Raw genomic sequence first — 12,720 nt, 5'->3', positions numbered from 1 at the left:
TCAATTAGTTCCCGTTGATAAATTTTGTGCGATGTGTATGGATGGACATCACCAAGCCGAAACTTGCCATAATCGCCACATAAGAGGTACCTCCATAGCTAAATAAAGGTAATGGCACACCGACTACGGGTAAAATCCCGCTTACCATACCAATATTAACGAATAAATACACGAAAAAAATTAGCGTAGTTGCCCCCGCTAAAATTCGTCCAAAAGAGGTTTGGGCATTGATAGCAATCATCAACCCACGAACAATAATGAACAGATAAATCGCAATTAAAATACCAAAGCCGACCATACCATGTTCTTCACTCATCACGGCAAAGATAAAATCGGTGTGGGGTTCCGGCAAGAACTCCAATTGGGATTGCGTTCCTTGCATCCAACCTTTCCCCCAGATCCCCCCTGAGCCAATAGCAATTTTAGATTGCAGAATATGATAGCCTGCGCCCAGTGGATCTTTTTCCGGGTCTAGTAAGGTTAATACTCGGGTGCGTTGATAATCATGCATTAAATAAAGCCACATAATGGGGATAAATCCTGCTAATCCTACTACGGCGGCAAGAATGAGCCACCAACTCATCCCGGCGAGGAAAACCACGAATAAACCTGAAGCACTAACGAGAATTGAAGTGCCGAGATCCGGTTGGATCGCGACCAATAATGTGGGGATGAGAATCATCGCAATGGCAATAAAGGTTTCGCTTAATTTAGGAGGAAGGGGGCGATTACCCAGATAAACCGCTACCATTAATGGCACGGCAAGTTTTACAATTTCCGAAGGTTGGAAACGAACGAAGCCGAGATCCAACCAACGTTGTGCGCCTTTACTGGTTGTCCCTATGGCATCCACTAAGACGAGTAATACAAATCCTATTAGATAAAGGTAAGGGGCAATGTGCTGATAAAACTTCGGGGGTAATTGTGCCATCACAAGTAGCACGATAAAACCGAGACAAACTTGGATAATTCGGTTTCGGAACATTGTTTCACTTGCACCGGAGGCACTATAAAGCACAAGCATCCCATAGCCTGTGATGGCGATAAGCCCGAGTAATAGCCAAAAGTCTAGGTGTAACGACTTCCACAAACGAAGCCAAAGTGGTGTTTTTTCTTCCATTATTCAATTTGTCCGTTTTCCGGTGATGATTCTTGCGATGTTTTTGGGCTTTTATCCGTTGTGGTTTTCCAGACAATTTCCGGCAAGCGTGTATTAAGATAATAATCCATAATTTGACGCACAACAGGGGCGGCATTGCTTGAACCTCCGCCGGCATTTTCCAAGATAATCGCCACCACCATTTGTGGATTTTCATAAGGCGCATAGGCGGTAAACCAAGCGTGATCGTGTAATTCTTTTTTCAACCCCGCAGCATTGTATTTTTGGTTTTCTTTTAAGCTAAACACCTGTGCTGTACCGGATTTACCCGCAACGTGATAGTGGGTTCCCGCAAAGGCTTTTCGACCTGTCCCGGTAGCGGAATTTACGACATTAAACATTCCCCGTTTTGCCGCATCCCAATAGGCCTGCTTCGGTTCGGTAATATCTTCGTAAAGTAGGGGATCACGATAAGGTTCAATAGTTGCCCCTTCAATGGATTTCATCAAATGAGGGGTATTCACTTTCCCGTTATTGACTAAAATGGCGGTGGCTTTGGCAACTTGGAGTGGTGTGGCCGTCCAATAACCTTGACCTATCCCAACCGAAATGGTATCCCCTTGTACCCATTGGCGTTTATAGCGTTTTTGTTTCCATTCTTTGGTGGGCATATTGGCGGAAACTTCTTCATTAATTTCTATCCCTGTTGGCACACCAAAACCGAAACGTTTCATCCAAGAAGATAAGCGGTCGATCCCAAGGTTATAAGCCACTTGATAGAAATAGGTATCGGAAGATTCGGTAATGGCTTTGTTTAAATCCGTATAACCGTGTCCGGATTTTTTCCAATCACGGAAACGTTTTGTGGTATTTGGCAAGATCCAATAGCCGGGGTCAAAGATAGTGGTATTTTGATTGACGATATTTTCTGTTTGTGCCGCCACGGCAATAAAGGGTTTTACGGTGGAGGCAGGAGGGTACACTCCTTGGGTTGCACGGCTATAAAGCGGACGGGCGGGATCTTCTAATAAACGCTTATAATCTGCACTAGAAATGCCATCTACAAATAAATTATTGTCATAACTTGGCGTGGAAACCATAGCTAATACACTGCTGTCTTTAGGATCTAACACCACCACAGCGCCTTTTTGTCCGCTCAGTAAATCGGTGATGTAACGTTGAAGCGCAAGATCGATGGTTAAGTGAATACTTTTTCCGGCAATTGCTGGTTGTTCCCGTAATTTACGCACCACCTTCCCCCGATTGTTAATTTCCACTTCCTCAAAACCGGTTGTGCCGTGTAATTGATCTTCGTAATAGCGTTCAATCCCCAATTTTCCCATATCGTGAGAACCGGCGTAATTGGTGAATTTTTCCTCTTTTTTCAGCCGCTCAACATCTTTATCGTTAATTTTTCCCACATAGCCGAGAATATGGGTCATCACATCACCATAGAGGTAATTACGTTTAAAATAAGGGCGAACCTCAAGGCTTGGAAATTGGTATTGATTGACGGCAAAACGGGCAATTTGTTCTTCCGTTAAATTCGGTTTGAGCATGATTGAAGTGTAACGGGTGCCACGGCGGCGCTCTTTTTTGAAATTTTCAATATCCTCGTCCGTGAGCCCCACAATATAACGGAGTTCATCAAAAGTGCGGTCTAAATTTTCTGTTTTTTCAGGCACGATATATAGCCCAAAGAAGGTCAGATTTTCGGCTAAAAGCTCACCATAACGATCATAAATCAGCCCACGGGTGGGCGGAACCGGTAAAAGTTTGATACGGTTACCATTAGAGCGGGTTTGATAGGTATCAAAATTCACGACTTGAAGATGATAGATGTTGGCAAATAACACGGCGGTGAGGGCAAGAATGCCAATAAATGCCACTAACGTTCGGCGTGCAAAAAGATTTCGTTCCGCTTTTTTATCACGAATCGGCTCATGGGGTGGGGCAATGAAGAACTTTTTTAAATTCATCTAAAATTGACCGCGTTTTATTCTCGATGATAAGGATGGTTTGTTGTTAGCGACCACGCACGATATAAACTTTCTGCCACGACCACACGCACCAACGGGTGAGGGAGGGTTAAAGGCGAAAGTGACCAACTTTGTTCTGCTGCCGCTTTACATTCCGGTGAAAGCCCTTCCGGCCCGCCAATGAGCAAGCACAGATCACGTCCATCATTTTTCCATGCCTCTAATTGCTCGGCAAGCTCCGGCGTTGTCCAAGGTTTGCCGGGAATATCAAGGGTGATGATTTTACTTTTACCGCAAGCATTTAGCATTGCCTTGCCTTCTTGTTCCAAAATTCGCTTAATATCCGCATTTTTGCCTCGCTTTCCGGCCGGAATTTCAATCAGCTCGAAAGGCATATCTTTAGGGAAACGGCGTTGATATTCCGCAAATCCTGTGGTGACCCAGGCAGGCATTTTGGTTCCGACAGCAATTAATGTGATTTTCACAACGTTTCCTTCTATAAATGAGGGATAAATTTAACGGTATTTATGACCGCACTTTATGCCCAAAGTTTCTCTAATTGATAAAGTTCTCGGGCATCCCGTTGCATAATATGAACAAGGGTTTGACCTAAATCGACCACAACCCAATCTGCGGTATTTTTCCCTTCTTCCCCAAAGGTTTCGATGCCGGCTTTCTTACATTCAGCGATTAAATTGTCTGCCATCGCCGCCACTTGACGGCTTGATGTGCCGGTACAGATCACCATATTTTCAGTGATAGAGGATTTCCCCCGCACATCAAAATGCACAATATCACTGCCTTTTAATCCCTCTAGGGTGTCCATGATAAATTTAACTAACGACATGATTTTCTTTCCCCATAAAAGTGCCGAATTCTATCATTGAATCCGCCCAAGGACTAGGTCGGGGGAAGAAAAAGTCTGATAAAATACAAAGGATGCTCGCACTTTGTTTTAAAATCCGTAAGATCTTTTTTATGAACATAGAGGTATTCGAATAATCTAACAATGACATATAAAAATAATCAATCCGTTTTGGTGGTGGTTTATTGTAAACATTCCAAGCGGGTGTTAATGCTACAACGCTGTGATGATCCTGATTTCTGGCAATCGGTTACCGGTTCAATGGAAGAGGGCGAAACCCCAAGGGAGACGGCAAAACGTGAACTGAGGGAGGAAGTGGGATTAAAAATTTCGGAAAATTCGACCGCACTTTTTGATTGTCATCAATGTGTAGAATTTGAAATTTTTCCCCATTTCCGCTATAAATACGCACCGAATGTGACCCACTGTCGTGAACATTGGTTTTTATGTGCAGTGGAAAAAGAATTTGTGCCGCAGTTAACGGAACATTTGGCGTTTAAATGGGTTTCTATCGCTGAGGCGATAGCAATGACGAAATCGCCGAATAATGCGGCGGCAATAAAGCAGTATCTCAATTTATTGAAAGATTAAAATATAGAAGGAAATCAAATGGCAGGTCATAGTAAGTGGGCTAATATTAAACACCGTAAAGCGGCACAAGATGCACAACGTGGTAAAATTTTTACTAAGCTAATTCGTGAATTAGTGACAGCAGCAAAATTAGGCGGGGGCGATGTGAGTGCGAACCCTCGTTTACGGGCTGCGGTGGATAAAGCACTGAGTAATAATATGACGCGTGATACGATTAATCGTGCGATTGATCGGGGTATCGGTGGTGGCGATGACACCAATATGGAAACCAAAGTTTACGAAGGGTACGGCCCGGGTGGCACGGCGGTAATGGTAGAATGTTTAAGTGATAATGCCAACCGCACCATTTCTCAGGTTCGCCCGAGCTTTACCAAATGTGGCGGTAACTTAGGCACAGAAGGCTCCGTAGGCTATTTGTTCAGCAAAAAAGGCTTAATTTTAATTAATGAAGCCGATGAAGATGCTTTAACCGAAGCGGCAATCGATGCCGGTGCAGAGGACATTCAGCCGCAAGATGACGGTTCGTTTGAAATCTACACGGCTTGGGAAGAATTAGGTAACGTGCGTGATAACATTGAAAAAGCCGGTTTTAAAATTCAAGAAGCGGAAGTCACTATGATCCCTTCTACAACGGTTGCCCTTGATCTGGAAACCGCACCGAAACTGCTTCGTTTAATTGAGATGTTAGAAGATTGTGATGATGTGCAAAACGTCTATCACAATGGTGAAATTAGCGACGAAGTTGCCGCACAACTTTAATCTAAATGGGTAGAAAGACTACCCATTTTTTTATGGAAAGTAATGAGTATTATTTTAGGTATTGACCCCGGTTCTCGAGTGACAGGTTATGGGGTGATTCGCCAAACCGGTCGCCATTTGGAATACCTCGGTAGTGGGGTGATTCGCACGCAAGTGGAGGATCTTCCCACCCGTTTAAAACGTATTTATGCCGGCGTTACGGAAATTATCACGCAATTTCAGCCGGATATGTTTGCAATCGAACAGGTTTTTATGGCGAAAAATGCCGATTCAGCCTTAAAACTGGGGCAAGCTCGGGGGACGGCCATTGTTGCTGCCGTCAATTATGATTTACCGGTGTTTGAGTATGCTGCACGTTTGGTAAAACAAACCGTGGTGGGGATCGGTTCTGCGGACAAAATACAGGTTCAAGATATGGTGATGCGTATTTTGAAATTATCCGATAAACCTCAAGCAGATTCTGCCGATGCTTTAGCCATTGCCATTACACACGCCCACTCAATACAGCATTCATTGCATATTGCTGGTTCTGTTAAGATAACCGAAACACAGGAAAAAATGACCGCACTTTTAAAGACCCGATATAGTCGGGGTCGCTTTCGATTAAAAATTTAACTGGATATTCGTCCAGTTTTATTTTATGCTATGGGGCAAATTTTGTGCCTTATGGATAAACTATGATTGGTCGCTTACAAGGGGTTTTGTTAGAAAAACAACCACCCGAAATTTTACTTGATGTTCAAGGCGTGGGCTATGAATTGCTTTTGCCGATGACAAGTTTCTATAATTTGCCGGAAATCGGACAAGAAACCACCTTATTTACCCATCTTGTTGTGCGTGAAGATGCGCATTTGCTTTTTGGTTTTGCGCAAAAAACTGACCGCACTTTATTCCGTGAACTGATCAAAACCAATGGGGTCGGGCCCAAACTGGCGTTAGCAATCCTTTCAGCAATGTCGGTAGAGCAATTTGTTTATGCCATTGAACGGGAAGAGCTTTCTAAACTGACGAAAATTCCGGGAGTAGGGAAGAAAACCGCAGAACGTTTACTAGTGGAATTAAAAGGGAAATTCAAAGGGGTGAAACAAAGTGATTTCTTTGTAGAAAGTTCGCATATCCCAACGGAATCTGCCCCATTATCTGTACAAGAAAACGCCATTGATGAGGCGGTTGCGGCATTGATTGCCCTCGGATATAAACCAACAGATGCAGAGAAAATGGTGAAACGTGTTGGAAAAGCGGAATTAACCAGCGAACAACTTATTCGAGAAGCCCTAAAAGCCGCATTATAATTAGAGTTGAATGATGATTGAAACCGATAGAATTATTAGCGGTCAGGCTAAATTTGATGAAGAAGTGCTTGATCGTGCTATTCGCCCTAAATTATTGGCGGACTATGTAGGGCAGCCTCAAGTACGGGAACAGATGGATATTTTCATCAAAGCCGCTAAATTGCGTCAAGATGCGTTGGATCACCTCTTGATTTTTGGTCCACCCGGGTTAGGAAAAACGACCTTGGCAAATATTGTTGCCAATGAAATGGGGGTGAATATTCGGACGACTTCCGGCCCTGTACTGGAAAAAGCAGGGGATTTAGCCGCAATGTTAACAAACCTTGAACCTTATGATGTTTTATTTATTGATGAAATTCATCGCCTTTCTCCTGCTATTGAAGAAGTGCTTTATCCGGCAATGGAAGATTATCAGTTGGATATTATGATTGGTGAAGGGCCGGCAGCCCGTTCGATTAAATTGGATCTTCCGCCCTTTACTTTGGTGGGCGCAACTACTCGGGCAGGTTCTTTAACTTCCCCTTTGCGTGATCGTTTTGGCATTGTGCAACGTTTAGAATTTTATTCTGTTGAAGATTTAACCGCCATTGTGGCACGAAGTGCGGGGTGCTTAAACCTTGAGTTAGAAAAAGCCGCCGCTTTTGAAATTGCCCGCCGTTCCCGTGGCACCCCGCGTATTGCCAATCGCCTTTTACGCCGGGTGCGTGATTATGCCGACGTGCGCAATGGCGGTGTGGTTTCTGTGGATATTGCCAAACAAGCGCTTTTAATGTTGGATGTGGATGATGCAGGGTTTGATTATTTAGACCGAAAATTACTTTCCGCCGTGATTGAGCGTTTCGATGGTGGGCCCGTTGGCTTGGATAATTTGGCGGCCGCCATTGGTGAAGAGCGCGATACCATTGAAGATGTGTTAGAACCCTATCTCATTCAACAGGGTTTTTTACAACGTACACCTCGTGGGCGAATCGCCACCTCACAAACCTATCGTCATTTTGGATTACAAAAATTAACGGATTAGTTGCAAAAAAAAGCTTATTGGAAGTAGATTTCTCCAATAAGCTTTTTTATATTGCCTGTCAAATTAGTGGGCATCCTCAGAATAGCTTTTCATATTATTCAATTTTGCTAAACCAATATTACAACTTTTTAACTGAGTGGCTAATTCCATTTCAAGGATCTGTTTTTTGCTTTGATTGAGTTTATTTTTAATCTTGCTCACTTGCGTGTGGGTGCCCGGTTGTTTTTCTGCTTGGGCAATTAAATTCTCTGTTTCTTTAAATAATTGGGCACACTGTTCCGGTAATGTTTCCACTGTTTTTTGTGGCGCAGCAAGAGTAGAAAACGATACCGCTGAAAAAAGTGCGGTTAAAATGATTGAAATTTTTTTCATTCAAAAATCCTTTTGTGCAAATTCACCAAATACGATTGGGCGAGAAAATAGCAAAATATCCTGTAGATGTCTAGGCGTAAGCACAGACTTTTTATAAGAAATGAGATCTTCATCATATTTTAGATAAAAAAGTGTGGTTAAAATCCCTTTGAATTTTGACCGCACTTTAGCAATAGTTAAGTGATTGGAGGCACCGGTCTTGAAAACCGGCGAGGGGCTACGCCCTCCGTGAGTTTAAATCTCTCTTCCGCCATTAAATTTTAAACATCCCCTAATCGAAAGATTGGGGATTTTGCTTTTCTCTTTGAATTATCCAATTTTGACATTTAATTCATTTGAAAAAACGCTGAGTAGCTCCCACCATTCTAGAATTTTCTTATTGCCTATTTTGAGTAAATCTTGCTCAATACCACTATGCCATATCGGCGAGAAAAACATTAAAAAAAGTGAATGTAAATATATGTCATGGATATAACAACCATCAGCAAACCAATCTGAAAAATAATGGTTTTGTCGAAAGATTTCCACAAAATGTTTGGTTAGACTTGGATTTTTTTCTATATAAGATTGAAATCCCTCTATTTTCTTTATCATATTATAGACACAGGTGTATCGATCACAGTGCTCAAACCAACCGACAATTACTTTCCAGTTGGAAAACGTAAGCGGGAAATCGGGTGTTCCTTGAAAATGTAATTTATGATAAATCCGGTCAGTATCGAACGGTTCTTTATTTTTCCACTCAGGTTGTGCCATTAATCTTTGCTGTGCTTGAAGTAACAGATTAAATTCCTCTTCATTGTGAATGAAAAATTTATCCCTCTTACGCAGCTGGTGGTAATACAATTTTTCACGTTCTGTTTCATTCAACCAATTTAGCCAACTTTTTTGTTTTAATATAGGCTGAATCAAGTGCCAATGATTTTCATAATATGACCCTAAATTTCGATAGGGGTTAAAAACACTTTTCATACTTTTCAGTATTTCTTCTGTGGGGTGTTCGGATAATTCATAATCTTCAAGTAATTTGTATAAAATTTCTTTTTTTTCATCAATAGAAAGTTTTTTCATTATTTTTTTCCATAATTCTTTGGTGTGTTTTCTCAAATTTATTTTTAGATAAAGACAAAATAACAATAATTTTCTTCAATTATTTTTCCGAATTAGGTTTATTTTCTTGTTGTTCTTTAAAGGCTAAATATTCTTCCAGAAGATCGATAGCATCTTGGCATTTTTGACGACGGAGTTTATAGCCTTCAGCCAATCTCATGGCTTTTTGTTGTACCTCAGGATTGGTTTCTACATGGATAAGATCGCATTGTTGCTGATATAAATGATTTAGCTGTTCAAGAGCTTCATAATATTTTCCCAAACGTTCGCGCGGAGGTAGTTTGTGAACATTATGGGAAGCTTTTGGTTTTGCTGATTCGGATGGTTTGGGGGGAATAATCCGATTATTTTTTCTATTTAATGCTTCTGATAGTACGCTGCATTGTTTGAGTAAATGCTCAGTAATGAAGCGATAGTGATTGAAATCCGTAGAATGAAGGGATTTTATTTTTTCCAAGGTTTGCTGAATTTCAGAAAAATAAAAGGATACGGTTTGTCCATTTTCACTGAATAAAGTGCGGTCAAATTTTGCCAAAATTTTTTCTTCTAATTTTGATGAATAGGCATGTTGAAGCTGTTGAACTTTTTGCTCTAATGTATCAATAAGCGATTGAATAACCATAAAAAATCCCCCTAAGTGGGGGATTATAATCCTTAAAGATACATGGCGGCAATCCAGCCGAAGATAATCAGTGGAATATTATAGTGAATAAATGTCGGCACAACGGAATCCCAAATGTGATCGTGTTTACCATCCATATTTAAACCTGAGGTTGGCCCTAATGTTGAGTCTGAAGCAGGAGAACCTGCATCCCCTAAAGCGGCTGCAACCCCTACAATCGAAACGGTGGCGAGAGGTGAAAAACCAAAGGATAAGCAAAGGGGAACATAAATTGAGGTAATAATCGGCACCGTTGAGAAAGAAGAGCCGATCCCCATGGTGATTAATAGCCCGACAATCAACATTAAAAATGCCGCAAGCCCTTTGCTTTGAATAGCACCATTGCTTAAATTTTCTACGAGTTCAGTCACGCCACTGGTGGCATTGATCACATTGGCAAAGCCTGAAGCGGCAATCATCACAAAGCCAATCATCGCCATTAAACGTAAGCCTTGTTGGAAAATATCGTTACTTTCTTTGAGTTTGAAAATGCCAAACACGGCAAAAATCACCAAACCCACTAAGCCGCCAATAATCGTGGAACTGGTCACCAGCTGAGTGGCAAAGGTTGCCACAATGGCAATTAAACTTGCGCTAATGTGTTTTGGTTGGATATTGGCAATATGTGCTTCAATCTCTTTTGTGGTTGGTGCGTCAAGCGTTTCACTATATTCACGAGGTTTGCGATAGGTGATGAAAACAGCAATTAATAAGCCTAAAATCATCCCGATGACCGGTAATAGCATCGCAAGAGACACTTGTGTAACATCCGTTTGTAATCCTAAGGCGGCGCCTGCTTGATTGATATTTTTCACTAAAATACTTTCAATAAAGATTTTCCCAAAGCCCACCGGCAAGAGCATATAGGTGGCAGTAAGACCGAATGTTAACACGCAGGCTACGGCACGGCGGTCGATTTTCAAACGGTTAAAAATTGAAAGCAACGGAGGAATCACAATCGGGATAAAGGCAATATGCACCGGTAAGAGATTTTGCGAGGAAATGGCAAATAGCGCCAATATGGCAAAAATGGCATATTTAAACCAAGCCAAATTATTACTGGTTGGCGTTTTGTTGATTTTTGTGATGATTTTATAGGCGAGTAAATCGGTAATACCTGATTTAGAGATAGCAATAGCAAAAGCACCAAGCATGGCATAGTTCATTGCCACTTCGGCACCGCCGCCTAGACCGCCGGTGAAGGTTTCGATGGTTTTAGTTAAACCAAGATCACCGCATAAACCGGCAGTGAGCGCCGCAATGACAAGGGCTATCACCACATTAATACGCAGCAAACTCAAGGCGAGTAAGACGATAATTGAGATAACAACGGGGTTTGATAACATTGTGTTTTTCCTTATAGGTTAATGTATAAAAAATAAAAGGTGAAAAAGTTAAAGTGCGGTTGTTTTTTCTTCTCTTTTTATAGCCATCGGTAGATGAGGAAAACCGCCAAGATCTTTCAAATGATTGACCATATAACAGAATAATTCCGCTGTGCGTTCCGTATCATAAAGGGCAGAATGGGCTTGTTTACCATCAAAGGGAATATTCGCCGCTTGACAGGCCTTGACAAGCACCGTTTGCCCGAACATGAATCCTGCCAGCGTTGCGGTATCAAATAGACCGAAAGGGTGGAAGGGGTTACGTTTTATACCGGTACGTTCTGCGGCAGCCATCACAAAGCGCTGATCGAACATCGCATTATGGGCCACAATAATCGAACGTTGACACTCAGCTGCCTTTTGTGCACGGCGTACCATTTGAAATAAGCCTGTTATTGCCTCTAATTCAGAGACTGCACCACGCAGTGGGTTGTGAATATCAATGCCGTTAAATTTTAAGGAATCCGGATTGATATTTGCCCCTGCAAAAGGCTCAATATGAAAATGGCATTTTTGATCCGGATGCAAATAGCCGTTTTCATCCATTTTTAAGGTGATTGCCGCAAGTTCCAATAAGGCATCTTTTTCGGCATCAAACCCCGCCGTTTCCACATCAATAATCACGGGAAAGTAACCACGAAAACGATTTTTCAGTTGATGGTGATAGGGGATTTCTTGAGCATCGGGCATAGCATATCCTTAAAAAATAAAATAACGCAGGGAAGCCTACGTTATTAAAACATCATAGAAAATGACCGCACTTTTAATTGCCGAGTCCGGCTTTTGCTTGTTTATTTTCGATAAATTCGATTTTGTAGCCATCCGGATCTTCGACAAAGGCAATCACTGTTGTGCCGCCTTTCACCGGGTCGGGTTCACGGGTGATTTTTCCACCATTGGCACGCACGGCATCACAGGTGGCAACAATATCATCTACACCAATGGCAATATGGCCGTAGGCAGAACCAAGATCATATTCCGTTACGCCCCAATTATAGGTGAGCTCAATGACGGAAGATTTATCTTCATCATCATAACCTAAAAATGCCAAGGAATATTTATATTCAGGGTTTTCACTGGTGCGCAATAAACGCATTCCCAGAACATCTTGATAAAATTGAATGGAACGATCCAAATCGCCCACGCGTAACATGGTATGTAAAATTCGCATGATTTCTTCCTTTTCAATAGAAAACGAGTGGTGGGATTATGCCACAAATTGAATCTTAAATCAGTACAAGTTTATTCGGTCTTCATCTTTTTAATGGGCATAAAGTGAAAAGTCGCAATGATTTGATTTAAAACAAAATAGAGAATAAGCAGAAGGATTATATTTTATGCTAGGTTTTATGCCTTAATTGTTTCCTGTTTCTTAGGTTTCCTCTTCATTGCGTTCACCTTATTCCATAAGATAAATAGTGCAAAATAACCTTTATTTCTTTAGCTAAAAGCGCGGTCAATTTTGAGCGTTTTTCAATTGGCCGCGTTTTTTTAATTAATCTTAATGTAATAGGTTAATTTGATCACTTTCCACAGAAAGCACACCTTTTGTTTGTTTATAGAAATTTTGGGGCTGAAGTAGATTA

At 41.6% G+C, this 12,720-nt stretch carries 15 protein-coding genes; 5 read left to right on the top strand and 10 right to left on the bottom strand.

Going from position 1 to position 12,720, the window contains the following annotated elements; all coding sequences use genetic code 11:
• Positions 1-4: 4 nt before the first annotated feature.
• From rodA to rsfS, 4 genes are read right to left on the bottom strand one after another with little or no spacing between them, the layout of a single operon-like run.
• Positions 5-1,120 (bottom strand): rod shape-determining protein RodA, encoded by a 1,116-nt coding sequence (gene rodA / locus BKK52_RS02375; protein ID WP_077477766.1) that lies wholly within the window; start codon positions 1,118-1,120, stop codon positions 5-7.
• Entirely contained in the window at positions 1,120-3,078 is a 1,959-nt protein-coding gene (gene mrdA, locus BKK52_RS02370; RefSeq protein ID WP_077477765.1) for a penicillin-binding protein 2, read from the bottom strand. Before mrdA ends, rodA begins: the two co-directional genes overlap by 1 nt.
• 17 nt (positions 3,079-3,095) lie before the next feature.
• A complete protein-coding gene (rlmH, locus tag BKK52_RS02365; RefSeq protein ID WP_077477763.1) occupies positions 3,096-3,563 on the bottom strand; it encodes a 23S rRNA (pseudouridine(1915)-N(3))-methyltransferase RlmH in 468 nt (155 codons plus the stop codon).
• Between the two features lie 53 nt (positions 3,564-3,616).
• Positions 3,617-3,925: a ribosome silencing factor gene (gene rsfS / locus BKK52_RS02360; protein ID WP_077477761.1), complete on the bottom strand. Its 309-nt coding sequence runs from the start codon at positions 3,923-3,925 to the stop codon at positions 3,617-3,619.
• Positions 3,926-4,087: 162 nt separating this feature from the next.
• Here rsfS and nudB point away from each other — a divergent pair, with 162 nt between their 5' ends.
• From nudB to ruvB, 5 genes are all read left to right on the top strand, one after another.
• Positions 4,088-4,534 (top strand): dihydroneopterin triphosphate diphosphatase, encoded by a 447-nt coding sequence (gene nudB, locus BKK52_RS02355; RefSeq protein ID WP_077415025.1) that lies wholly within the window; start codon positions 4,088-4,090, stop codon positions 4,532-4,534.
• Positions 4,535-4,552: 18 nt separating this feature from the next.
• Positions 4,553-5,293, top strand: coding sequence for a YebC/PmpR family DNA-binding transcriptional regulator (locus BKK52_RS02350; protein WP_077415023.1), 741 nt, complete (start codon positions 4,553-4,555; stop codon positions 5,291-5,293).
• 42 nt (positions 5,294-5,335) lie between these two features.
• Positions 5,336-5,908 (top strand): crossover junction endodeoxyribonuclease RuvC, encoded by a 573-nt coding sequence (gene ruvC / locus BKK52_RS02345; RefSeq protein ID WP_077415021.1) that lies wholly within the window; start codon positions 5,336-5,338, stop codon positions 5,906-5,908.
• Between the two features lie 62 nt (positions 5,909-5,970).
• Positions 5,971-6,585: a Holliday junction branch migration protein RuvA gene (ruvA, locus tag BKK52_RS02340; RefSeq protein ID WP_077420503.1), complete on the top strand. Its 615-nt coding sequence runs from the start codon at positions 5,971-5,973 to the stop codon at positions 6,583-6,585.
• Positions 6,586-6,598: 13 nt separating this feature from the next.
• Entirely contained in the window at positions 6,599-7,606 is a 1,008-nt protein-coding gene (gene ruvB, locus BKK52_RS02335; protein WP_077415053.1) for a Holliday junction branch migration DNA helicase RuvB, read from the top strand.
• A gap of 63 nt (positions 7,607-7,669) precedes the next feature.
• Here ruvB and BKK52_RS02330 read toward each other — a convergent pair whose 3' ends face one another.
• From BKK52_RS02330 to gloA, 6 genes are all read right to left on the bottom strand, one after another.
• Entirely contained in the window at positions 7,670-7,978 is a 309-nt protein-coding gene (locus BKK52_RS02330; RefSeq protein ID WP_077420505.1) for a DUF5339 domain-containing protein, read from the bottom strand.
• A gap of 309 nt (positions 7,979-8,287) precedes the next feature.
• A complete protein-coding gene (locus tag BKK52_RS02325; RefSeq protein ID WP_077420507.1) occupies positions 8,288-9,049 on the bottom strand; it encodes a hypothetical protein in 762 nt (253 codons plus the stop codon).
• Positions 9,050-9,128: 79 nt separating this feature from the next.
• Positions 9,129-9,710 carry a primosomal replication protein PriC gene (gene priC, locus BKK52_RS02320; RefSeq protein ID WP_077420509.1) on the bottom strand — a complete coding sequence of 194 codons (582 nt, stop codon included), beginning with the start codon at positions 9,708-9,710 and terminating at the stop codon, positions 9,129-9,131.
• A gap of 32 nt (positions 9,711-9,742) precedes the next feature.
• Positions 9,743-11,095: a Na+/H+ antiporter family protein gene (locus BKK52_RS02315; protein WP_077420511.1), complete on the bottom strand. Its 1,353-nt coding sequence runs from the start codon at positions 11,093-11,095 to the stop codon at positions 9,743-9,745.
• Between the two features lie 48 nt (positions 11,096-11,143).
• Positions 11,144-11,824: a ribonuclease T gene (gene rnt, locus BKK52_RS02310; protein ID WP_077420513.1), complete on the bottom strand. Its 681-nt coding sequence runs from the start codon at positions 11,822-11,824 to the stop codon at positions 11,144-11,146.
• A gap of 73 nt (positions 11,825-11,897) precedes the next feature.
• Entirely contained in the window at positions 11,898-12,305 is a 408-nt protein-coding gene (gloA, locus tag BKK52_RS02305; protein WP_218668361.1) for a lactoylglutathione lyase, read from the bottom strand.
• Positions 12,306-12,720: the final 415 nt, after the last annotated feature.

Source organism: Rodentibacter trehalosifermentans (assembly GCF_002000545.1).
GTDB lineage: Bacteria > Pseudomonadota > Gammaproteobacteria > Enterobacterales > Pasteurellaceae > Rodentibacter > Rodentibacter trehalosifermentans.
This window is presented reverse-complemented; position numbering and strand designations above follow the sequence as displayed.